The sequence below is a fragment of the Halobaculum sp. EA56 genome, from assembly GCF_051195075.1.
Lineage (GTDB): Archaea > Halobacteriota > Halobacteria > Halobacteriales > Haloferacaceae > Halobaculum.
The window spans coordinates 36,860-56,902 of sequence record NZ_JBNTJX010000002.1; the positions used below are offsets into that span (position 1 = coordinate 36,860).

The 20,043-nt window shown below is 73.7% G+C and carries 23 protein-coding genes; 12 read left to right on the plus strand and 11 right to left on the minus strand.

From position 1 onward, the window contains the following. Window positions 1-74 precede the first annotated feature (74 nt). Window positions 75-1,016 carry a VOC family protein gene (locus ACQUQ1_RS03315; protein WP_435062845.1) on the plus strand — a complete coding sequence of 314 codons (942 nt, stop codon included), beginning with the start codon at window positions 75-77 and terminating at the stop codon, window positions 1,014-1,016. After that, a complete protein-coding gene (locus tag ACQUQ1_RS03320; RefSeq protein ID WP_435062846.1) occupies window positions 1,016-1,687 on the plus strand; it encodes an alpha/beta hydrolase in 672 nt (223 codons plus the stop codon). Before ACQUQ1_RS03315 ends, ACQUQ1_RS03320 begins: the two co-directional genes overlap by 1 nt. A 106-nt stretch (window positions 1,688-1,793) precedes the next feature. On the opposite strand, the gene ACQUQ1_RS03325 is transcribed toward ACQUQ1_RS03320, so the two are convergent. Continuing rightward, window positions 1,794-1,970 carry a hypothetical protein gene (locus tag ACQUQ1_RS03325; protein ID WP_435062847.1) on the minus strand — a complete coding sequence of 59 codons (177 nt, stop codon included), beginning with the start codon at window positions 1,968-1,970 and terminating at the stop codon, window positions 1,794-1,796. A gap of 214 nt (window positions 1,971-2,184) precedes the next feature. Next, a complete protein-coding gene (locus ACQUQ1_RS03330) occupies window positions 2,185-2,823 on the minus strand; it encodes a helix-turn-helix domain-containing protein (protein ID WP_435062848.1) in 639 nt (212 codons plus the stop codon). A gap of 85 nt (window positions 2,824-2,908) precedes the next feature. On the opposite strand from ACQUQ1_RS03330, the gene ACQUQ1_RS03335 reads away from it, so the two are divergent. The 6 genes from ACQUQ1_RS03335 (at window position 2,909) to ACQUQ1_RS03360 (ending at window position 6,129) form a co-directional block, all read left to right on the plus strand. Continuing rightward, on the plus strand, window positions 2,909-3,847 hold the full coding sequence (locus tag ACQUQ1_RS03335; protein ID WP_435062849.1) for a Phenylacetic acid catabolic protein: 939 nt from the start codon (window positions 2,909-2,911) through the stop codon (window positions 3,845-3,847). Between the two features lie 2 nt (window positions 3,848-3,849). Further along, the gene (gene paaB, locus ACQUQ1_RS03340; RefSeq protein WP_435062850.1) at window positions 3,850-4,191 is read left to right on the plus strand and encodes a 1,2-phenylacetyl-CoA epoxidase subunit PaaB; all 342 of its coding nucleotides are present in this window, start codon (window positions 3,850-3,852) and stop codon (window positions 4,189-4,191) included. Further along, the gene (gene paaC, locus ACQUQ1_RS03345) at window positions 4,188-5,084 is read left to right on the plus strand and encodes a 1,2-phenylacetyl-CoA epoxidase subunit PaaC (RefSeq protein WP_435062851.1); all 897 of its coding nucleotides are present in this window, start codon (window positions 4,188-4,190) and stop codon (window positions 5,082-5,084) included. The genes paaB and paaC overlap by 4 nt, the downstream gene beginning before the upstream one ends. Before the next feature lie 24 nt (window positions 5,085-5,108). Further along, window positions 5,109-5,546, plus strand: a complete 438-nt coding sequence (gene paaD, locus ACQUQ1_RS03350) for a 1,2-phenylacetyl-CoA epoxidase subunit PaaD (protein ID WP_435063294.1) — start codon at window positions 5,109-5,111, stop codon at window positions 5,544-5,546. 2 nt (window positions 5,547-5,548) lie between these two features. After that, window positions 5,549-5,737 carry a PaaD-like zinc ribbon domain-containing protein gene (locus ACQUQ1_RS03355; protein ID WP_435062852.1) on the plus strand — a complete coding sequence of 63 codons (189 nt, stop codon included), beginning with the start codon at window positions 5,549-5,551 and terminating at the stop codon, window positions 5,735-5,737. Window positions 5,738-5,871: 134 nt separating this feature from the next. Beyond that, complete coding sequence (locus tag ACQUQ1_RS03360) at window positions 5,872-6,129, plus strand: hypothetical protein (protein WP_435062853.1); 258 nt, start codon at window positions 5,872-5,874, stop codon at window positions 6,127-6,129. A gap of 72 nt (window positions 6,130-6,201) precedes the next feature. Here ACQUQ1_RS03360 and ACQUQ1_RS03365 read toward each other — a convergent pair whose 3' ends face one another. Together ACQUQ1_RS03365 and ACQUQ1_RS03370 are read right to left on the minus strand one after the other, a co-directional pair. Beyond that, window positions 6,202-6,693, minus strand: coding sequence for a MaoC/PaaZ C-terminal domain-containing protein (locus tag ACQUQ1_RS03365; protein WP_435062854.1), 492 nt, complete (start codon window positions 6,691-6,693; stop codon window positions 6,202-6,204). A gap of 98 nt (window positions 6,694-6,791) precedes the next feature. Next, window positions 6,792-7,259 carry a VOC family protein gene (locus ACQUQ1_RS03370; protein WP_435062855.1) on the minus strand — a complete coding sequence of 156 codons (468 nt, stop codon included), beginning with the start codon at window positions 7,257-7,259 and terminating at the stop codon, window positions 6,792-6,794. A 141-nt stretch (window positions 7,260-7,400) separates the two neighbouring features. Between ACQUQ1_RS03370 and ACQUQ1_RS03375 the strand changes: the two genes are divergently transcribed. The 3 genes from ACQUQ1_RS03375 to ACQUQ1_RS03385 all read left to right on the plus strand — a co-directional run bounded on the left by ACQUQ1_RS03375 (window position 7,401) and on the right by ACQUQ1_RS03385 (window position 11,950). Further along, window positions 7,401-8,399, plus strand: a complete 999-nt coding sequence (locus ACQUQ1_RS03375; protein WP_435062856.1) for a Gfo/Idh/MocA family protein — start codon at window positions 7,401-7,403, stop codon at window positions 8,397-8,399. A 97-nt stretch (window positions 8,400-8,496) separates the two neighbouring features. Next, complete coding sequence (locus ACQUQ1_RS03380) at window positions 8,497-9,933, plus strand: ATPase domain-containing protein (RefSeq protein WP_435062857.1); 1,437 nt, start codon at window positions 8,497-8,499, stop codon at window positions 9,931-9,933. Continuing rightward, window positions 9,926-11,950 carry a PAS domain S-box protein gene (locus tag ACQUQ1_RS03385; protein WP_435062858.1) on the plus strand — a complete coding sequence of 675 codons (2,025 nt, stop codon included), beginning with the start codon at window positions 9,926-9,928 and terminating at the stop codon, window positions 11,948-11,950. Before ACQUQ1_RS03380 ends, ACQUQ1_RS03385 begins: the two co-directional genes overlap by 8 nt. Window position 11,951: 1 nt before the next feature. On the opposite strand, the gene ACQUQ1_RS03390 is transcribed toward ACQUQ1_RS03385, so the two are convergent. Then, complete coding sequence (locus ACQUQ1_RS03390) at window positions 11,952-13,685, minus strand: alpha-amylase family glycosyl hydrolase (protein WP_435062859.1); 1,734 nt, start codon at window positions 13,683-13,685, stop codon at window positions 11,952-11,954. Between the two features lie 144 nt (window positions 13,686-13,829). Beyond that, a complete protein-coding gene (locus tag ACQUQ1_RS03395) occupies window positions 13,830-14,603 on the minus strand; it encodes a protein-L-isoaspartate O-methyltransferase family protein (RefSeq protein ID WP_435063295.1) in 774 nt (257 codons plus the stop codon). Window positions 14,604-14,832: 229 nt separating this feature from the next. Here ACQUQ1_RS03395 and ACQUQ1_RS03400 point away from each other — a divergent pair, with 229 nt between their 5' ends. After that, on the plus strand, window positions 14,833-15,126 hold the full coding sequence (locus ACQUQ1_RS03400; protein ID WP_435062860.1) for a MarR family transcriptional regulator: 294 nt from the start codon (window positions 14,833-14,835) through the stop codon (window positions 15,124-15,126). Window positions 15,127-15,171: 45 nt separating this feature from the next. Here the strand turns inward: ACQUQ1_RS03400 and ACQUQ1_RS03405 are convergent, their stop codons facing one another. The 5 genes from ACQUQ1_RS03405 to ACQUQ1_RS03425 form a co-directional block, all read right to left on the minus strand. Beyond that, on the minus strand, window positions 15,172-15,495 hold the full coding sequence (locus ACQUQ1_RS03405) for a hypothetical protein (RefSeq protein WP_435062861.1): 324 nt from the start codon (window positions 15,493-15,495) through the stop codon (window positions 15,172-15,174). Window positions 15,496-15,597: 102 nt separating this feature from the next. Next, on the minus strand, window positions 15,598-16,521 hold the full coding sequence (locus ACQUQ1_RS03410; protein WP_435062862.1) for a methyltransferase domain-containing protein: 924 nt from the start codon (window positions 16,519-16,521) through the stop codon (window positions 15,598-15,600). Window positions 16,522-16,657: 136 nt separating this feature from the next. Further along, window positions 16,658-17,320 (minus strand): protein-L-isoaspartate(D-aspartate) O-methyltransferase, encoded by a 663-nt coding sequence (locus ACQUQ1_RS03415; RefSeq protein WP_435062863.1) that lies wholly within the window; start codon window positions 17,318-17,320, stop codon window positions 16,658-16,660. A gap of 120 nt (window positions 17,321-17,440) precedes the next feature. Further along, window positions 17,441-18,526, minus strand: coding sequence for a hypothetical protein (locus ACQUQ1_RS03420; RefSeq protein ID WP_435062864.1), 1,086 nt, complete (start codon window positions 18,524-18,526; stop codon window positions 17,441-17,443). Between the two features lie 249 nt (window positions 18,527-18,775). Next, a complete protein-coding gene (locus ACQUQ1_RS03425) occupies window positions 18,776-19,951 on the minus strand; it encodes a GAF domain-containing sensor histidine kinase (RefSeq protein WP_435062865.1) in 1,176 nt (391 codons plus the stop codon). Window positions 19,952-20,043: the final 92 nt, after the last annotated feature.

Here is a 20,043-nt window from a genome sequence, read left to right on the forward strand (position 1 = left end):
TGCTACCCCCGACCGGAGACGGAGGGGTCGGCCGGGGAGGCTAACACGGCGGGCGACGAAGCGTCGCGGACAGCATGCTCGCGGACGTTCCGGGGATCCACCACGTCACGGCGATGGTCGGGGACCCCCAGGAGAACCTCGACTTCTACGTCGACACGCTCGGGCTCCGCCTCGTGAAGCGCACGGTCAACCACGAGGACGTCCTGCGGTACCACTTCTACTACGGCAACGGCGCCGGCGACCTCGGCACCGTCTACACCTGCTTTCCGTACCCGAACGAGCCGCCGGGTCGCCGCGGACGACCGCAGATCACCGCGGCGTCGTTCGCCGTCCCCGAGGGGTCGCTCGACTACTGGCGCGACCGGCTGGGCGCCCGCGGCGTCGACGCCGAGCGCGCCGACCGCTTCGACGACGCCGTCCTCCGGTTCGAAGACCCCGCGGGCACGCGTCTCGAACTCGTCGGGGCCGACCAGCCCGTCGAGCCGTGGACCGACGGCGGGGTGCCGGCGGACGCGGCGATCCGCGGGCTACACGGCGTCACCGCCCTCCCGACGAACCCCTTCGCGACCGCGAGCGTGCTCGACACGCTCGGGCTGGCGTACGAGGGCGAGGAGGGGGACCGCGTCCGCTATCGCGCCGGCGGCGATCACGCGACCGTGGTCGACCTCCTCGACAGGGGCGGCGACTTCGCCCGCGAGGGCCGGGGAAGCATCCACCACGTCGCGCTCCGCGTCCCCGACGGGACGGAACTCCGGGAGTGGCACGACCTGTTCCGCGAGCGCGACGTGGAGGTCTCCCGGATCCGCGACAGGCACTACTACAGGGCGGTCTACGTCCGCGAGCCCGGCGGGATCCTGATCGAGCTCGCCACGGAGGGCCCCGGGTTCGGCGTCGACGAGGACGAGTCGGCGTTCGGCGAGTCGCTCGTGCTCCCGCCGTGGGCAGAGGAGGACCGCGGGATGATCGAGGGGCAGCTCCCCCCCGTCGAGGTCCCGACCGGGGATCGCCGGTCCTGATGTTCCCGGGCGGGACGCTCCCCGACGGGCTCCCGGGGCCGCACGCCGGCGGTCCGGTCGTCACGGCCGGGGCGCCCCGCGGCGCCGCGAAGGCGGCCGTGGTCTGCCTCCATGGACGGGGGGCGACGCCGCAGGGCGTACTCAACCTCCTCGACCCGGTCCGTCGCCGCGGCGTCGCGTTCGTCGCCCCGGGCGCGGACCGGAGTCGCTGGTATCCGTACGCCGCCGACGCGCCGCGCGAGCGCAACGAGCCCCACCGCTCCTCCGCGCTGGCTGTCGTCGAGTCGACGCTCGCGGCGACCCGCGCGACGCTGTCGCTCCCGGCGGAATCGGTGGTTCTGGTCGGCTTCTCGCAGGGCGCGTGCGTCGCCGCCGAACACCTCGCGACCGCCGGCGGGCGCCATCCCGCGGCGCTGCTCAGCGGGTGCCTGCTCGGCCCCGAGGTCGACGCCGCGGGGGACGACGGCGACCTCGGCGGCGCGGCCGTGCTCGTCGCCGGCGGCGCGGACGACCGGCGCGTGCCGCCCGAGCGCGTCCGGGCGACCGCCGCGGTCCTGCGGGCGCTCGGCGGCGACGTGACCGAGCGCGTGTACGACGGCGTCGGCCACGAGGTCGTCGACGACGAGTTCGCGTGGCTGCGGAGCCTCCTGGACGGACTAGTCGAGGAGTGATCGGGGTCGCCGCGACCAGGGCGGGGACGCTCGGCCCCCGGAAGGGTCGGGAGAGAACGTTCCGCAGTCGATCGTCGGGCCGGGAGACGGAGACGTCCGGGCCCGGTCAGCGCATCCCGTCCAGCGACCGGACCGTGTCGGAGATGAGGTACGCCTCGGGGGACCGCTCGTCGCAGATCTCGAGCGCGTCGAACGTCTCCCGGCCGCCGTCGACGGTGATCCGGTAGGCGGTGCTCGAGAGGCGGACGTCGCGGTCGGCGGGATCGTACTCGGTGCGCGTCACACCCGTGGTTCCCGCCCGACGTGTATAACACGAGCGATTCGCGCAGCTCGGGGCCGAACACGACGCTATCCGGCGGTTTCGGGAATCGGCAGAACTCGCCAGGTCGGCGCCGCACGGCGATCGTTCGGGCGGCGGCGGGACCGACGCGACGCGCCCGCCACACACGCGTCCCCCGGACGGGCTGTCCGCTCGGGAGGCCGTCGTTTCCGCCCGGTCACTCCCCGAACAGTTCGCCGTACAGCGTCGCTTCCGCCCGCCGGATCCGTTCGAGGAACGCGCTCTTCGAGAGCCCCAGCTCCGCGGCCACCTCCTCGGATGTCGCCTCCCGCGGCACCGAGAAGTAGCCCGCCGCGACCGCCGCCCGCACCGCCTCCGCCTGCGGCGGGGTGAGGCCGAACCGCCCCGTCACCGGCTCGGACTCCTCACGGAGCGGGTACGTCCGCCCCAACCGGACGCCCACGGTCTCGCCGGCGGTCTCCATCACCCCCCGGAGCACCTCGTGGCCGACGACCGCGCCCGTGACGGCGGCGTCGCCGTCGCGGTAGACGACGTCCTCGACGAGCAGGCCCGCGGAGACGAGTTCGTGGACGACGCACGGGTGCTTGGAGAGACAGCGGTACGTGTCGCGCCCGTCCGCGCGCGAGCGGTGGAGGTACCGGATCCGGTCGTCGGCGTCCAGGCGGGCCGCGAGGTCGTCGTCGCGGGCGGCGCCGAACCGGAGGAGGACGTTCCCGTCCGCGCGCAGCTGCGGCGGCTCCGCGCGTACCCGCGTCCGCGTCGCCGCCGTCGCCTCCGCGAGCGGACAGTCGTCGCCGCTGACGCGCACCTCGACGGCGAGGCACTCCTCGATCATGGGTCACGATGGCACGGAATATATTTAAAGTACGTACATGTGCGGGCGAATCGGTAAGTGCGACAACGGTAACGGTCGATCATACATGAACATCGAGGAGGTCAAGGAGCGCGCCGGCCCGCGGCAGTTCGGGCCGAACGACGACATGCCCGAGGAGTACCGCGTGCGGGCGACGCGGATGATCCAGTTCCACGCGAACAGCGAGGTGATGGGCGGCTACCTCGACAAGGAGTTCACCCGCCACGCGCCGTCGCTGGACCGGAAGCTGGCGAACACCGCGAAGGTGCAAGACGAGATCGGCCACGCCCAGTTGCTGTACCGGGCGGCCGAGACGCTCGGCGTCAAGACGCGCGAGGAGATGCTGGAGGAGCTGAAGAACGGCGAGGGGAAGTTCCTCAACTGCTTCCACTACCCGGTGGACTCGTGGTACGAGGCGCCGATGATCGACTTCTTCGTCGACGGCGGCGCGATGCGCCGGCAGGCCACCCTCAAGTCGACGAGCTGGACGCCGTACGCTCACGCCATGGACAAGGTGTGCTTCGAGGAGGGGTTCCACGTGAAACACGGCGAGTCGATCCTCCGGGAGCTGATGCGGGGGTCGAAGGCCACCCGCGAGCGGATGCAGGAGACGTTCGAGGAGTGGTGGCCCCGCGTGCTCCAGTTCTTCGGGCCGACCAACGACCAGTCTACCCACAACGACTTCGCGATGGACGTCGGGCTGAAGACCGTCACCAACGACGAACTGCGCAACTCGTTCCTGAACATGTACGTCCCGAAGGCCGAGAAGTACGGCCTGGAGATCCCCGAGTACCCGCGCATCTTCGAGCGCGACGACGGGACGATGGCCGTCCGCGAGGACGACCTCGACTGGGACGAGTTCTGGACCATCGCGCGCAACGAGTACGAGGGCAGCCACGAACAGATCGGCTCGCGTCGCCGCCGGCAGGAGGCCGTCGAGTGGGTGCGCGCCAGCCTCGATAGCTGGGAGAGCGAGTCCGCGACCGCCCCGCAGGCGGCCGACTGACCATGATCTGGGAAGTGTTCAGACAGGAGGAGCCCGGCGACTACCACCGCCACGTCGGCAACGTCCACGCGCCCGACCGGGAGATGGCGAAGCTGTTCGCGCAGATCCAGCACGCCCGCCGGATGCAGACCAACTCCCTGTGGGTGGTGCCGCAGTCGGAGATCGGCGAGGTCGACGCCGAGGACGCCGCCTTCGGCGGTCGCACGGACAAGTCCTACCGGTGGGCGATGGCGTACAACGACATCGACGCCTCCTTCGCGCAGGAAGTGGAGGACAGCGAGGCCGAACAGCGCGAGGCGGCCCGGAAGCGCCGCGAGCAACTGGAGTCGGAGGGGGAGGCATGAGCGACGGACGCGCCGGCGACGACCCGGAGTACGTCGCCGACGGCGGCGCGGACGACGCGGCGGACCCGCCCGCGGCCGGGTCGCTCGACCGCGACGACCTCACCCCCGAGGGACAGGTGGCGCTGGAGGAGCTACTGTTCCGACTCGCCGACGACGAGTTCGTCCACGCCGAGCGGCTCACCGAGTGGCAGATCTTCGCGCCGACCATCGAGTCGGACCTCGCGCTCGCCAACGTCGCGCAAGACGAGTTCGGCCACGCCCGCCTGTGGTACGACCTCCTGCAGGAACTCGGCTACACCGAGGAGGAGTGCATCTGGCGGCGTCCCGCCGAGGAGTGGACGCACGCGACGCTCGTGGAGCGCCCGTTCCCGGAGGGCGGTTGGGGCGACGTCGTCGTGCGGACCTACCTGTACGACGTTGCCGAGCGGATCCGCCTGGAGGCGCTCGTCGACACCAGCTACGCGCCGCTCGCCGACCGCGTCGGCAAGGCGCTGGCCGAGGAGGAGTACCACCGCGAGCACGCCGTGAGCTGGCTCGAACGCCTCGCGGCCGACGACGACGCCCGCGAGCGCCTGCAGGCGGCCGTCGACGACCTGTTCCCGCACGCCATGTCGCTGTTCGCCCCCGGCGCCCGCGAGGGGGGGATCCGGGCCCGCGGCTTCCGCCGCGAGTCGCTCGCGTCGATGCGCGAGGAGTGGCTCGACACCGTCGTCCCGACGCTGGAGTCGTACGGGCTGACCGTGCCGGAGCCGGACGAGGTGGACCGCCCCGAGGCGACCGGACGCGACGGCAGCCACACGGACGAGTGGGACGACCTGTACGAGGCGTTCACCGCGACGCACCGCGAGGTCGACTTCGACCGCCCCGCGCGCCTGCGGGGGGAGGAGGCGTAGATGCCGACGAACATGCCGACGGACGTGCCGGACGGGTCCGCGGGCGACGCCGCGGGCGCGCCGGCCGACTCCGAGGCGTGCGGGTACACCGCCTACGACGACGGCGAGGCGCCCGAGGAGTACCCGAAGACGGGCGCGGGCGCCACCGGCGTCGAGGCCGACGTGTGGGACGCGCTCTCCGAGGTCGAGGACCCGGAGATGCCCGTCGGCGTGGTCGACCTCGGCCTGATCTACGGCGTGACCGTCGACGAGGGGACGGGCCGCTGTGAGGTGGAGATGACGCTCACGTACACGGGCTGTCCGGCCCGCGACATGCTCACGAACGACGTGCGCTGTGCCGCCGAGGCCGCGCCGGGCGTCGAGGAGGCCGAGGTACGCCTGCGGTACACCCCGGAGTGGACCGTCGCGATGGTGACCGACACGGGCCGGGAGGCCCTGCGCGAGTTCGGGCTGAGCGTCTGAGCATGCGCCGGAACGTCCCCGACCCGAGCGTGGCCGCCGGTGCCGCGGGGAGCGACGGCGACGACGACCCCGCGGAGTGCCCCTACTGCGGGTCGGCCGACACCGAGCGCGAGCACCCGAAGGGGCCGGGACTGTGCCGGTCGATGCACTTCTGCCGCGAGTGCGGCGAGCCGTTCGAGCGGTTCGGCTAGGGGCGGTCGCTCCCGCCGACGCGACGCCGACCGCTCGGTCGCCGCCGCCGCCGACGGCGACGGCGTCCACGTGACGTGTCCCTTCGACTGACCGCGCCCCGACCGTTAACACGGAGGCCGGAGTACGGCCAACCATGTCGGCGACGCCCTCCGAACGACGGCCCCGGTACCCGCTCGCGGCGGTCGCGCTGGTCCTCGCGGCGTTTCTCCTCCGGTTCGCGATCGAGTCGGCGATCGACTCGTACGTCGAGACGGGGTCGACGTGGCTCCTCACGTTCGGAACGGTCGGGGAGACGGCGACCGGCTACCTGCTCGCGGCGAACCTCCTCGCCACCGTGGGGGTGCCCGCGGGGGCGTTCTACCTGGGGTATCGATACGGAATGACGGCCTGACGGGTCCTCGCGGTCCCTCCCCCCCCCGTCCGTCGCATCGGCCGTCCCCGCCGTGTCCGATGCTCGTACTCGTCAGGCGTCCCCGCCGTCCCCGTCCTCCTCGCCGGCCCGCGTCTTGATGAGGAACTTCATGTCGCCCTGCAGGACGACGGTGCCGTCCCCCTTCGTCACCTCGCAGTCGATGACGACGAGGCCGGCGTCGTCGCGGCTCTCGACGTCGTGGGTGTCGGTCACCTCCATCTCCATCGAGATGGTGTCGCCGATGAAGACGGGGTTCGGGAGGTCCATGTAGTTCATCCCGAGGAACGCCAGCGCGGTGCGCTCGACGATGCCCGTCCGGTAGACGAACCCCGTCGCCTGCACGAACGTCATCGGGCCGTGGGCGATGCGCTCGCCGAAGGCGTTGTCCTCGGCGTAGTCGGCGTTGGTGTGCAGCTCCGTCCAGTCGCCCGTCAGCGCCGAGTGCATCACGAAGTCCGACTCGGTGACGGTGCGCCCGACGCTCACGAACTCCTGGCCCTCCTCGAAGTCCTCGAAGTAGTGCGGCTCGTAGCTGTAGGCCATGCCGGCCTGTCTCCGGATCGCGTGAAAGTCGTTTCGCGTGGCTCGGGGGGCGTACGGGTGTCGGTTCCGGGGGTGCCCGGCCGGGCAGGATCCCTCGCCTACTCGGGCGCCATGCCCTTCTCCGCGAGTTCCGCGAGCGCCTCGGCCGTCTTCGTCCGCGCCTCGCCGTCGACGCCCATCCCGTCGAGGACGTGCGGCGCCTTCGTGAACTGGACCTCGCGGTACTCGACCAGCTGGATCCGGTTGCCCCAGGGGTCACGGACGTCGACCCCGCCGGTGTCGAGCCGGTCGGCGTCGACCTCGTCCAGTCGCTCCTCGACGGCGTCGAGGTCGTCGACGACGAGCCCGACGTGGCGGTGGCCGTCCGGATCCTCCCCCGCGTCCGCCGTCTCGCTCAGCGCGACGAACTGGTCGCCCAGGTCGAGGAACGCCATCCCGGGGGCGGTCCCGCGCAGGTCGACGGCGAACAGCGACCGCCACCACTCCACCGCGGCGTCGACGTCGCCCACCTCCAGGGCGACGTGGTTGATGCCCAGCGCCCGCGCCCGGTCGTCCGGTCCGGTCATACCGGACGCACGGGCGGCGGGGACGTAGCCGTGGCGGCACCGGCGACCGGGCCCCGCGGTCGGCGGCGGCGTCGCGTCCGGACCTCGGGTCCGGCCGTCCGGAATACGAACCCACAAGCCGCCGCGGCCGAACCCGAACCCATGTACGAGGTAGGGATCGTCGGCTGCGGCGTCATCGGCACCCGGCTCGCGGAGTCGTTCGCGGCCCACCCGGAGACGACCGTCGCCGCCGCCTGCGACGTGGACGCCGAGCGCGTCGAATCGTTCGCGACGGAGCGCGACGCGGCCGCCTACACCGACCACGGGTCGATGCTCGACGCGGAGGACCTCGACGTGCTGTACGTCGGCGTCCCGCCGAACCACCACCGCGAGGTCGCCGCCGCGGGGCTGGCGGCCGGCGTGAACGTCGTCTGCGAGAAGCCGATCGCCGAGGACGCCGAGGCGGGCGCCGAACTCGCCACGCTGGAGGCGGGGACGGACCTCGCGACCGCGGTGAACCTCCCGTTCCGCTACACGCCGGGGTTCGTCGACCTCCGCGAGCGCGTCGCGGCCGGCGAGATCGGGACCCCCCGGCGCGTCTCGCTGGAGTTCCGGTTTCCCCGGTGGCCCCGCGAGTGGCAGGACGTGGACTGGCTCCGCGGCCGCGAGCAGGGCGGCCCGGTCCGCGAGGTCGGCACCCACTTCCTGTTCGGGGTGCGCGAGCTGTTCGGGGGGATCGACCGCGTGAGCGCCGAGGTGCAGTACTCGGGGCCGGACACGTACGAGGAGTCGGTCGTTGGGTGGTTCGAGGCGGGCGGTACGGGCGCGGAATCTGCCGACGGGGCCGGCCCGATCCACGGCACGTTCGACCTGCTGTGCGACCACGACCGGCCCGAGGAGAACCGCATCACCGTCACCGGGACCGAGGGCGAACTGGCGCTGACGGAGTGGCACCGGCTGGTCGCCGACCCCGGAACCGACGACGAGCGGGAGCTGTGCGCCGATACCGGCGAGACGACGCTGACGCTCGTGGACGAGTTCGTGACCGAGCTCGACGGCGGCGACGGCGACCTGGTCAGCTTCGCGGAGGCGACGGCCGTCCAGCGGGTCGTCGACGCCGTGTTCGACTCCGGGGGCGAGCCGGTCGCGGTCGGGGAGTGAGCGGGGCTATCAGATCCGGAACGAACGCCCTTTTTCCGACGATACCGACATGGAAGAAGCCGGTTACGTTAAGTCGCTCACACCTCTCCAATAGACGATGGCCGATTCCTCACGGCTCGACACCGGCGTTCCGGGGCTCTCCGAGGTCCTACGGGGGGGACTGATCCCGGAGCGCGCGTACATGCTCAGCGGCGACCCGGGAACGGGCAAGACGGTGCTGGGGCTCCAGTTCCTCTCGGCCGCCGACGGCCCCGCGCTGTTCGTCGGCTTCGAGGAGCCGGCCGAGCAGGTCCGGGCGAACGCCGCGTCCCTCGGGGTCGACCTCGACGGGGTCGCCTTCCTCGACCTCAGCCCCGACGGCGACGTGTTCGCGGAGGACCGCAGCTACGACGTGTTCGCCGCCGACGAGGTCGAGAGCGAGGGCGTCACCGCCCGGATCCGGGCGGCCGTCGAGGAGCACGACCCCGACCGGGTGTTCGTCGACCCGATGACGCAGTTCCGCCACTACGTCCGCGACGACTACCAGTTCCGCCGCGAGGTGGCCTCGTTCATCCGCTACCTCACCGACCGGGGCGCGACCGTCCTCTTCTCGACGCAGCCCACCTCGTCGGTCCCCGACGACGACCTGGAGTTCATCTGCGACGGCACGGTCACCCTCGCGCACGCCGAGAAGGGGCGCACGCTGGAGGTGACGAAGTTCCGGGGGTCGGGCTTCGCGAGCGGCGCCCACACCGCGCGGATCGGCGAGGGCGGCGTCCGGGTGTACCCGAAGCTCGTCCCCGGCGACCACACCGCGGCGTTCACGGCCGAGACGGTCCCGACCGGGATCGACGGGCTCGACGACCTCCTCCACGGGGGCTTCGCTCGCGGCACCGTGACCGTGCTGTCGGGCCCCAGCGGCGTCGGAAAGACGACGACGGCGACGCACGCCCTCGCGGCGGCGGCCGCGCGCGGGGAGCACGCGGCGGCGTACCTCTTCGAGGAGAGCGCGGCGACGTTCACGCACCGCTCGGAGTCCGTCGGGCTGGACGTGCGCGGGCTCCGCGAGGCGGGCGACCTCGCCGTCAGGGAGGTGGAGCCGCTGGGCGTCTCCCCCGACGAGTTCGCCGCGGACGTGCGCGAGGCCGTCGAGGAGGACGGCGCGCGCACCGTCCTGATCGACGGCGTCTCGGGGTACCGGCTCTCGCTGCGCGGCGAGCGGGACGACCTCGTCCGGGAGCTCCACGCGCTGTGTCGCTACCTCCGGAACGTCGGCGTCACGGTGATCCTCGTCGACGACGTGGCGTCGATCGCCGGCGATATCCAGGTGACGAGCGACCGGATCAGCTACCTCGCGGACACCATCGTCTTCCTGCGCTACCTGGAACTGCAGGGCGAACTCCGGAAGGCGATCGGCGTCCTCAAGAACCGCACCTCGGACTTCGAGCGAACCCTCCGGGAGTTCCGGATCACCGACGAGGGGATCGTCCTCGGCGACCCGATGACGCGGCTCCGGGGCGTCCTCTCCGGCTCCCCAGAGCTGGTCGATGACTGAGGGCGGGACGGAACCGCTGCGGGTCCTGCTCGCCGTCGACGAGCGGAGCGACCGGCGGCTCCTCTCGGCGTGGCTCGCGGACGCCGAGGGGTTCGAGCCGGCGGACGCCGACCCGGGGGCGCCGTTCGACGGCGACGTCGGCGCCGACGGCGACGTCGACGTGTGCGTGCTCGACGTCCGCGGCGCGCGCGCCCACGGCGACGCGCTCGCGACCGCACGGTCGCGGTGCGCGACCTACCTGCCGACGCTGCTGTTCGTCCCCGAGCGATACGGCGACCCCGAGGCGGCGCTGGCGGACCTGGGGACGGCGGCCGAGCACGTCGACGACACCGTCGCCGCGCCGGTCCGACGCACGACGCTCGACCGCCGGCTGCGGTCGCTGGGGCGGGCTCGGCGCTACTCGACGGAGCTGGCGGACAGCCGGGACCGCTTCCGGCGGCTCGTCGACAACCTCCCCGACCCGGTGTTCGCCTGCGAGGGGACGACCGTGACGTACGCGAACACCCCGGCGGAGTCGCTGCTCGGCGTTCCCGAGGGGTCGCTGGCGGGGGTCGAGCTCCCCGAGCTGGCGGTCCCGGCCGACCGCGAGGAGGTGACCCGGGCGCTGGAGGCGGCGCGCGCGGACGGGCGGGCCGGGCCGGTCGCGGTGTCGCTGTCGCGGTCGTCGTCGGTCGACGTGGACGGCGGCGCGGACGTCGGTCCGCGCGAGGCCGCCGGACCGGACCCGACCGCCGCGGCCGACGACGCGCCCGACGGTCCTCCGGACGACGACCGGGCCGCGGACCCGGTCCCGGTCGAGGTGACCGCGGTGGCGCTCGGCGACGGCGAGCTCCAGGTGATCGCCCGCGACCTCCGCGAGCGGCGCGAGCGCGAGCGGCAGCTGACGCTGTACCGGCGGGCGATGGACGAGGCGACCGTCGGCATCACGATCAGCGACCAGACCGACGAGGAGGAGGGGCTCGTCTACGCCAACGCGGAGTTCGAGCGGCTGACGGGCCGCGGGGCCGACGAGATCCTCGGCCGGAACCCGCGGTTCCTCCAGACGGACGCGACCGACCCCGACGCGGTCGCGCGGCTCCGGCGGGCCATCGACGCCGGCGAGGAGGCGTCCGAGACGGTCCTGAACCGCCGGGCGGACGGCCGCATGTGGTACAACGCGCTCGACATCTCGCCGATCCGCGGCCCGGACGGCGAGGTGACCAACTACCTCGGCTTCCAGCGGGACGTGACCGAGCGGGTGACGCGCAGCCAGCGGCTGACGGTGCTCGACCGGGTGCTCAGACACAACATCCGAAACCGGCTGAACGTGGTGCTCGGCTACGCCGCCGACATCGAGGAGGCGCTCCCGCCGGCCGGGGACGACGACGGGGACACCGACGGCGTCGGCGTCGGCGGGAGCGACGGGGCCGCCACCGCCGACGGCGAGGACGGGGGGATCGACGCCGGGCGGATCCGCACCGCCGCCGAGCGGATCCGGTCGGCCGCGACGGACCTGCTCGACCTCTCCGACAGCGCCCGTCGCTTCCGCGAGGACGTGGTCGCGGCGAGCGAGGGCGGCACCCCGGTCGACGCCGGGACGGTCGTCCGCGACGTGACCTCGGCCATCGCCGCCGCCCACCCGGAGGCGGAGGTCCGCTTCTCCGCGCCTGAGCGCCCGGTCCGCGTGCCCGGCGCCGCGCCCCTCGCGCTCGTCGCCGACGAGCTCGTCTCCAACGCGGTCCGGCACGTCGAGGGCCCGACGGTGACCGCGTCGCTGTCGGTCGAGGACGGGGACGTGGTGCTGCGCGTCGCCGACGACGGCCCGGGGATCACGCCCGACAGCCGGGCGGCGCTCGGCTCCGGGTCGGAGACGCCGACCGAACACGGTCAGGGGATCGGCCTCTGGCTCGTCCGGTGGACGGTCGACGCGGTCGGCGGGACGGTCCGCTACGAGGACGGTCCCGACGGCGGGGCGGTCGTGATCGCGCGGTTCCCCGCCGTCGACCGCGGGGGCGACGAGGACGGCCCGGGGGGCTGACTCACCGCCGCTCGCCGCGCAGCCAGAGGTAGCCGCAGCCGTCGAGCGAGGCCGTGACGCCGCCGTCGGCGACGCGGTAGTCGGCGTCGCCGAGGACGCGCTCGGCGTCGGCCGGGTCGACGTCGAAGCCGACGACGACCTCGCGGGGCTCCCCCGAGAAGTTGTGGACGCACAGCAGCGCCCGCCCCTCGCGGTCGAAGCGGTGGGCCCACACCTCCGTCGGGTCGGTGTGGACGATCGAGAACTCGCCGCGGCTCACCGCCGGGCTGTCCCGGCGGGCGCGGACCGCGTCGGCCACGCGCTCGAACAGCGACCCCTCGACCCCGCGCTGGCTCGCCACGTCCGCCTGGTACACGCCCGGCCAGCCGGTGCCGTCGACCGGGATGACCAGGTCTCCGGGGTCGGCCTCGGAGAAGCCGGCGTTCGGCTCGCTCCCGTCCCACCGCATCGGCGTGCGGACGGCCTGTCGCTCGGGCAGGTCGAGGTCGGCGTGCATCCCGATCTCGTCGCCGGAGTTGACGATCGGCGTCCCGGGCAGCGACAGCAGCAGCGAGTGCGCCATCGCGATCCGGTCGTGGTCGCCGTCGTACAGGTCCGCGAGGCGGAGGCGGTGGCCCCGCCCGAAGATCCACGAGTCGCGGCCGTCGCCGCCCTGGCGGAACTCCTCGCGGGCGTGTTCGAGCGCCTCGTGCGGGAGCTTCAGGAGGTTCCACTCGTCGTGGTTGCGCAGGAAGTTCGCCCACCAGGCGTGACCGTCGGGGTCGGGCTCGGGGAGCACCTCGAACATCCGGTACAGCGGCCACACGTCCTCCACCCCGATGCCGTAGGTGACGTGGGAGTTGCCGACGAAGTTGAACAGCGCGTCGAACCCCTCGCCGTCGGCGAAGTAGAAGTCGAGGCGGTCGGGCTCGTCGTCCGCCTCCGCCAGCAACACCGCCTCGTCGTTCACCGCCCTGACGCGTCGCTTCAGCTCCCGGAACAGCCCCTGTGGGTCCTCCAGCCTGTGGGCGTCGTGTCCCTTCGGGAGGATCATCGGGTGGGCCGCGTCGATGCGGAAGCCGTCGACGCCCCGGTCCAGCCAGAACTCCGCGATCGAGAACAGCTCCTCCTGCACGGCGGGGTTGGCGACGTTCAGGTCCGGCTGGTGCCAGTAGAACTGGTGGAAGTAGTGTTTGCCCGCCGTCTCGTCGTACGACCAGACGCCGTCCTCGAACTCGGGGAAGATGTTCTCGGTGTGGTACGCCTCCTCCACGTGGCTCGTCCACAGGTAGTAGTCGTGGTACTCGGACTCGGGGTCCTCGCGTGCGCGCTGGAACCACTCGTGGTCGATGGAGGTGTGGTTGAGTACCAGATCCGTGATCAGCCGCATCCCGCGCTCGTCCAGTTCGTCGACGAGGGCGTCGAAGTCGTCGAGCGACCCGAGGCGGTCGTCCACGTCGCGGTAGTCGGCGACGTCGTAGCCGTTGTCGCGCAGCGGGCTCGGGTAGAACGGCCGCAGCCACAGGCAGTCCACGCCGAGGTCGTCGAGGTAGTCGAGGCGGTCGATCACCCCGCGGACGTCGCCCCAGCCGTCGCCGTCGCTGTCCCGGAAGGTCTTCACGTCGAGGCTGTAGACGACGGCGTCGCGGTACCACTCCGGGCGGCCGCCGTCGGCGAACACCCCGGCCGCCGTCGACGCGCCCCCGCCGGACCGCTCCCGTTCCCGGGTTCCGTCCCCGCTGGCGTCTGCGTCCATGTCGCTCGGCGATGTGCGCGGCGGCCGGTAAAACCTCTCGAAGCGGTGGCGGCCGCGATCCGGTCCGGTCCGGTCCGGCTCGGTCCCGTTCGATCCGCCCGGGTCCGGTCCGGCTCGGTCGCCCCCGCCCCGGTCGGCCCAGCCTCAGCGATCGGTGCCGGTCAGGCGGTCGTCCCAGTCGATCCACTCGTGTTCCCACCCGGTCTTCGCGAAGTAGCCCTGCTGTGAGAACTCGGCGTCCTCGCGGCGGGTGCGGTTGCGCACGCCGGCGCCGGCCTGCTCGCCCTCGACCAGCAGCGGCGGCAGCGACACCGGGCCGGCGGTCTCCGCCTCGACCAGCCGCCCGGCGTCGTCGGACTCGTAGGCGACGACCGTCTGGTCGGCGCCGCGGCCGCGCGGGAGCACGAGCCGCCCGTCCGGCGAGAGCTGGTCGCGCAGGTCGCGCGGCGGCTCGACGGCCGCCGCCTCCACGAGCACGCGGTCGAACGGCGCGTACGCGGGCAGGCCGCGGGCGCCGTCGGCGCGGTCGACCAGCACGGCGTCGTAGCCGGCGGCCGCGAGGTTCTGCCGGGCGTCGTACACCGCCGGGCGGGAGATGTCGACGGCGTGGACGCGTCTCGCGCCGACGACCTCCGCGAGCACCGCCGCGGTGTAGCCGACGCCCGCGCCGACGACGAGCGTCTCGTCGCCGGGGGTCGGCTCCAGCGCCGACAGCAGGCGCGCGACCGTCGCCGGCGCGAGCACGCGCGTGCCGCCCTGCTCGCCCGCGCGGTTCGCGTACGGCGCCTCGGCGACGAACTCCTCGCGGGGCACCGTCGCCATCGCCTCGCGGACCGCGTCCGCCGGCGCCTCGCCGAGGCTGTGCTCGACCGAGTCGAGCATGTCCTCGCGCAACAGCGCCGGGTCCGGTCCGTCCATGGCCGACGCGAGGGACTCGCAGGTAATGAACTGCACGCTCGGACGTCGACCGGGCGGCCCCGTCCCGATCGAAGTCGCCGTCGCCGTCGGGCGGATCACGGGTGGCTCTGCTCGCGCTGCCGTGGCCGGACCGTCGCCGCGGACCGCCGCCGGCCGCTCGCGGTCGGCCGTGCGCGCGCGGCGCACAGGACGGCGAGCACTTTTGCGGAGCCGGTCGTCCGTACGGCCGATGGATCCGGATCTACGCGAGGCCGTCGCCGACCTCCCGCCGAGCGCGAAGCTCGTGTTCGTCGTGCTGGCCGAGCACGACCGACTGACGCAGGCCGCGCTCGCGGAGGAGACGATGCTGCCCCAGCGAACCGTCCGGTACGCCCTCGACGAGCTCCGCGAGGCCGGCGTGCTGGCCGAGGAACTGAACATCATGGACGCGCGCCAGCGCTTCTACTCGCTCGTCGACGGCGACCGTGCCGAGGACGCTCCCGAGGTCGGCCTCGCGACCGAGTCGTCGGCGTCGGCCCGGTAGGTCGCCGGGGCCGGCGCTCCGGGTCGGCGACCGCGGCGGCCGCGGCTACGGCCCCGACTCGCGCTCCGCGCGCGTCCCGCGGACCCCGCGAGCGAGGGCGACGAACGCGACCGATTCGAGGTAACAGCAGCCGACGAACAGCGTCCAGAAGCCGGCGTCCCCGACGCGGATCCCCGCCCCGTTGTACAGCGCCGTGTCGAGGAGGAACGCGCCCGCGAGCGCCGGCCACGCGACGACGGTCAGGATCCCGGGGAGGGAGGCGAGTCGAACGACCGCGAGGAGGGCGAGCAGCGCGGCCGTCGCGGCGAGGGTGACGCGGGCGCCGGCGGCGGCCCGGAGGTCGTCACGGATCGACGTGTGGAGGGCCATCGGCCGAGCCTCGCGGCGAAGCGACAAAACGGTCGGGGCGGGGTCACCGCGGTCGCGACGGCGGTCGGGGACCGGTCGATCCGGCCGGCGCCGACGACCACGTCACCCCTCGAAGACGCCGACGGCGGCGTGTCGGTCGGTGCCGGGGACCGGGTCGACGCGCACGTCGGCCAGCCCCGCCTCGGTCAGCCAGTCGCGGACGGCGGCGGGGTCGTGGGCGCCGCCGTGGCCGGCGGCCAGGCCCCGCGCCTCCGCGGCGACGGCGGCCTCGGAGCCGTCGTCGAGCACGTCCGTCGCGACGAGGGCGCCCCCGTCGCCGAGCAGGTCGACCGCGGCCGACAGCGTCGCGCGCGCCTCCGCCGAGTCCATGCCCGAGAGGGCGTCGCCGAGGAACGCGAGGCCGAACGACCCGTCGAGGGCGGTCGCGGGGCCGGCGTGCAGCGTCACGCGGTCGCCGTGGACGCGGCCGAGTAGGTCGACCGCCGCCGGCGACTCGACGAGCGTCGCGTCGAGGCCGCGGGCGGCGAACTCCGCGGCGTACGCGCCCGAGCCGCCGCACAGGTCCACGACCGTCTCCGCGTCGGGCGCCGCCCGGACCGCGGCGGTGACGCACGCGCGGACGGTCGCGTCGTCGGTGGCGTAGTGAGCGCCCAGCGCGTTCGCCTCCCACTCGCGGTGGCGCTCGGGCGGCACGCCCGTCTCCAGCGTCTCCGGCAGGCCGACCAGCTCGTCGAGCACGTCGAGCTCGTGGGGGATCGGCCCGATCGAGCGCACGTCCCGCTTGGCGAGCATCCCGAGCGCCCGGTTCGTGGGCTCGTACTCGCCGTCGACCGCCTCGAGGAACCCCAGCGTCGCGAGCGCCTCGACCAGCCGGGCGGCCCGCGGCTCCGACACGTCGGTCTCGGCGGCGACCTCGGCGGGCGTGCCCGCCGTCGACAGCAGCGCCTCCAGCACCCCGGTCCGCCGCGCGGCCCACACGAGGAACAGCGCCTCGGTCCCCAGGCCGGTCCGCTCGTCGCTCGGCATCGTTCCCGAGGCTTCGACGGCGGGGACAAAAGGCCATCCCTCCGGCGCGGCCGCCGCGCCGTCGACGGCCCCGTCTCCGACCGCGCGACCGTCGCCTCGTCGTCGGCTCCCCGTCCCCGCCAGCGCGGTCGACCGCCTACCCCGTCGGGTCGCCGTCGCCGCCGCGCATCGGGACGAACCGGACGCCGCCGTGGTCATCGCGGTCGACGCCGTCCTCGCGGACGGTGAGCCGGATCAGCCGCTGGCTCCCCCCGAACGGGCCGTCAGCGGGGCCGACCGGCGCGACGACCCGGCCGCCCGCGCGGACCTGCTCGACGACCGCGTCCGGCACCTCGGGCGCCGCGCACGTGAGGTACGCCGCGTCGTAGGGGGCGTGCTCTGGCCACCCCTCGTGGCCGTCGCCGACGCGGACCCGGACCGAGTCGTAGCCGAGGCGCGCGAGGCGCTCGCGGGCGTCGGCGGCCAGGTCCGGGTCGTACTCGACGGAGTAGACGGTCCCGGGGTCGACCAGCTCGGCCGTCACGGCCGCGTGGTAGCCGCAGCCCGTGCCGATCTCCAGCACGTCGTCGCCCGGCCCGACGTCGAGCAACCCGCACATCAGCGCGACGACCGACGGCGCGCTGACGGTCTGGTCGCCCCCGATGGGCAGGGGTCGGTCGGCGTAGGCGGCGCCGGTCCCGTGACCGGGGACGAACTCGTGGCGCGGCACCGACGCGAGCGCCTCCAGCACCGCCGGGTCGACCTCGCGGCGACGGCGGAGCCGGTCGACCATCCGCTCGCGGGCGGCCTCGGTGTCCATACCGGGGCTTGGTCGCCGCGCCACAAAACGGCTTGTCCCGATCCCTCACCCCTCCACACGACCCGCGGCGACGGCGGGCGAACGGGGCGCGTTCGCCCGACCGTGGCCGCTCCGTCCGACCTACGGCGCGACCAGCCGGTCGACCGTTCCGCGGAACGCCGCCCCGTCGAGCGCGGGCGAGGCGCCGGCCCACGCGGCGTAGGCGACGCCGCCCTCGCGCCACAGCGCCTCCCACGCGCCGTGCTCCTCCGTCAGCGCCGCGTAGTACGCCTCCGTCCCGCGCAGGTCGACCCGCTCGCGGGTCTCCGCCGGCTGGTCGGCTGGCTCCGGCGGCAGGTCCGGCGCGAGCGGACTCCCCTCCGCTGCGGCCGTGATCCAGAGGTGGTCGCTCCCGTTCGCGCGGTTGCGGAACACGCACTCGACGGCGTCCGCCTCGGGGAACGCGAGCGCCGAGTCGAACAGGAACACGTCGTCGCTCGCGGGCACGAGCGGGCGCACGGGCGGGTCGCGCGCGAGCGACGCCCGCGACACCGGCCGGCTCCCGTCGTACGGCCGCCCCCCGGCGTACTCCCACAGCCCGTGGGGGACGCCCGGCGGCCGACAGGCGTACCGGACCCAGTAGTTCAGCGCGTGGAACGGCGCCGCGCGGACCCCCTCGCTGGCGGCCGCATCCGCGGGCTCGAACCCGCGGAGCAGGGCCGCGAGCTCGTCGTCCGCGAACGACCCCTCGGTGACAGACGCCTCCAGTTGGGCGCGCTCGCGCTGGAGGCACGCGCCGCGGCGGTCCTCGTAGTCGGTCCCGAGCCAGCCGACCGCGTCGCCGCAGTCGACCGGCGTCGGGTCGGGCGTGCGCCACAGCGGGGCGACGCCGGCGGCGGGCGGCGCCCAGTCGTACAGGAACTCCTTGATACGCAGCCCCCGGCCGTCGCCGCGGACGACCGCGCGGACGCTGCAGGGGTTGCCGTCGCTCCACGGCGTCTGGCCCATGTCCGCGGCGTCGACCCCCTCGGGCCGGCCGGGCGGCTGTTCCGGCCGGTACGTGACCGTCTCGACGGCGCAGTCGGCCGGCAGGTCGGTCGGCTCGTGAACGACCACGTTCGCGTGCGCGGCGGCGTCCGCGAACGTCGTCTCCCGCGGCGTCTCGGCCGCATCCGGGTCGGTCAGCCGCGCGTCGGGGTCGGCGACGCGCCAGCTCCGTCCGCTCATCGACGACCTCCGCGTCGGGCACGCGGCCGGGACCCTCGCGGCGGTCGGAGCCGTCGTCGTGGTCGTCGCTGTCGTCTCGCCGGTCGGGGACCGTGTCGCATGCCGTCCCGGTGAGCGCGTGGGATCAAAAGGGCTCGCTGAAGCTCGTTTCTATCGACGAGCTGTCACCTCCCGGCGCCGGCACCGCCCCGCGGACCGACGGCCACGGAGCCCGGGGGCACGGGCTCGGTCGTCGGCGGTCGACGCCCGTCAGCGGTCGACGCCCGTCAGTCGGGGCGTCCGCGGGACCGACACCGTCATGGTCGTCCCGTCGTCCGTGTCGGTCGCCTCGACCGATCCGCCGTGTCCGGACACGATCCAGCGGACGAGCCACAGGCCCAGGCCGCTCCCGTGGAGGAGGGGTGACTCGGTCCCCGCGTTCAACACCTCCGCCTCGTGGTCCGGGAGGCCCGGCCCGTCGTCGGCGATCCGGATCTCGACGGCGTTCGGGACCGACTCGACGGCGACCGCGACCGTCGGCTCCTCGCCGCCGTGTTTGACGGCGTTCTCGACGAGTTCCTCGACGGCGCGCTCGAAGCTCGGCAGCAGGTCCGCGGTGGCTCGCCCGTCGGCGTCGACGGACACGGACGCGGCGGGGTAGTCCCCCGCGACCGACTCGACCACCCCCTCGACGAGCGTCGGCACGTCCACGGACTCGTACTCGAACTCCGCCGAGACGACCCGGTCCAGCTCGCGCGCCTTCTCGCTCAGTTCGAGGAGGCCGTCGATGTGGTCGAGGACGACCTCGCCCGCGGAGTCGTCCTCCAGCTCCTCGGCCATGAGCTGCGCGTGCCCGCGGACGACGCACATGTCGTTCCGGAGGTTGTGCCGGAGAACGCGGTTGAGTACGGTCGCGAGAGCGGTCTGTCGTTCGAGTTCGGCCTCGTGTCGCTCCCGCTCGAGTTCGCGTTCGAGCAGCCGGGCGACGAGTTCGGCGAACAGCAGTTCGTCGTCGTCGAACTCCTCGCGGGCGTCCGACGCGACGAAGCAGACCGTCCCGTAGGGGTCCCCGTCGAGGACGAGCGTCGTCCCCTGATAACAGCGGAGCTCGTGGGTCTCGTAGGCGGGGTCGTCGGCCCATCCCTGTTCCGGCGCGTCGTGGAGCGCGATCTGGCCGTCCGCCTCGACGGTCCGACGGCAGTACGTCTCGTTCAGGTCCAGTTCCAGGCCGGCGTGGAACCGTCCGTCATTCGGGTCGGTGCTGGCGAGCGCCTCCCAGTGGTCGGTCTCCCGGTCGACCCGGGTGAGGTGGCCGTTCTCCACGCCCAGGTATCGCCTCCCCAGTTCCAGGGCGTCCTCGGCCTTCCGGTCGAACGGGACGTCCCTGCGGACGCGCTCGTAGAGCTTCTCCCTCGCCTCCGGGGCGGCAAGTGCGGTGTCGCTCATGTGTTGGCTCCGTGATCTCCGGGCGGCCTCTCCTGGGTCCGGGGCGCGCTTCGATCTCGGATTTCGAGACGACAGCCCGTCGTTCACTCGTT

Bases quoted from the DNA above. Each gene is read 5' to 3' on its own strand.
- ACQUQ1_RS03315 (WP_435062845.1), top strand. From the start codon at position 75: ATGCTCGCGGACGTTCCGGGGATCCACCACGTCACGGCGATGGTCGGG.
- ACQUQ1_RS03320 (WP_435062846.1), top strand. From the start codon at position 1,016: ATGTTCCCGGGCGGGACGCTCCCCGACGGGCTCCCGGGGCCGCACGCC.
- ACQUQ1_RS03330 (WP_435062848.1), bottom strand. From the start codon at position 2,823: ATGATCGAGGAGTGCCTCGCCGTCGAGGTGCGCGTCAGCGGCGACGAC.
- ACQUQ1_RS03335 (WP_435062849.1), top strand. From the start codon at position 2,909: ATGAACATCGAGGAGGTCAAGGAGCGCGCCGGCCCGCGGCAGTTCGGG.
- paaB (WP_435062850.1), top strand. From the start codon at position 3,850: ATGATCTGGGAAGTGTTCAGACAGGAGGAGCCCGGCGACTACCACCGC.
- paaC (WP_435062851.1), top strand. From the start codon at position 4,188: ATGAGCGACGGACGCGCCGGCGACGACCCGGAGTACGTCGCCGACGGC.
- ACQUQ1_RS03355 (WP_435062852.1), top strand. From the start codon at position 5,549: ATGCGCCGGAACGTCCCCGACCCGAGCGTGGCCGCCGGTGCCGCGGGG.
- ACQUQ1_RS03360 (WP_435062853.1), top strand. From the start codon at position 5,872: ATGTCGGCGACGCCCTCCGAACGACGGCCCCGGTACCCGCTCGCGGCG.
- ACQUQ1_RS03365 (WP_435062854.1), bottom strand. From the start codon at position 6,693: ATGGCCTACAGCTACGAGCCGCACTACTTCGAGGACTTCGAGGAGGGC.
- ACQUQ1_RS03370 (WP_435062855.1), bottom strand. From the start codon at position 7,259: ATGACCGGACCGGACGACCGGGCGCGGGCGCTGGGCATCAACCACGTC.
- ACQUQ1_RS03375 (WP_435062856.1), top strand. From the start codon at position 7,401: ATGTACGAGGTAGGGATCGTCGGCTGCGGCGTCATCGGCACCCGGCTC.
- ACQUQ1_RS03380 (WP_435062857.1), top strand. From the start codon at position 8,497: ATGGCCGATTCCTCACGGCTCGACACCGGCGTTCCGGGGCTCTCCGAG.
- ACQUQ1_RS03385 (WP_435062858.1), top strand. From the start codon at position 9,926: ATGACTGAGGGCGGGACGGAACCGCTGCGGGTCCTGCTCGCCGTCGAC.
- ACQUQ1_RS03390 (WP_435062859.1), bottom strand. From the start codon at position 13,685: ATGGACGCAGACGCCAGCGGGGACGGAACCCGGGAACGGGAGCGGTCC.
- ACQUQ1_RS03395 (WP_435063295.1), bottom strand. From the start codon at position 14,603: ATGGACGGACCGGACCCGGCGCTGTTGCGCGAGGACATGCTCGACTCG.
- ACQUQ1_RS03400 (WP_435062860.1), top strand. From the start codon at position 14,833: ATGGATCCGGATCTACGCGAGGCCGTCGCCGACCTCCCGCCGAGCGCG.
- ACQUQ1_RS03405 (WP_435062861.1), bottom strand. From the start codon at position 15,495: ATGGCCCTCCACACGTCGATCCGTGACGACCTCCGGGCCGCCGCCGGC.
- ACQUQ1_RS03410 (WP_435062862.1), bottom strand. From the start codon at position 16,521: ATGCCGAGCGACGAGCGGACCGGCCTGGGGACCGAGGCGCTGTTCCTC.
- ACQUQ1_RS03415 (WP_435062863.1), bottom strand. From the start codon at position 17,320: ATGGACACCGAGGCCGCCCGCGAGCGGATGGTCGACCGGCTCCGCCGT.
- ACQUQ1_RS03420 (WP_435062864.1), bottom strand. From the start codon at position 18,526: ATGAGCGGACGGAGCTGGCGCGTCGCCGACCCCGACGCGCGGCTGACC.
- ACQUQ1_RS03425 (WP_435062865.1), bottom strand. From the start codon at position 19,951: ATGAGCGACACCGCACTTGCCGCCCCGGAGGCGAGGGAGAAGCTCTAC.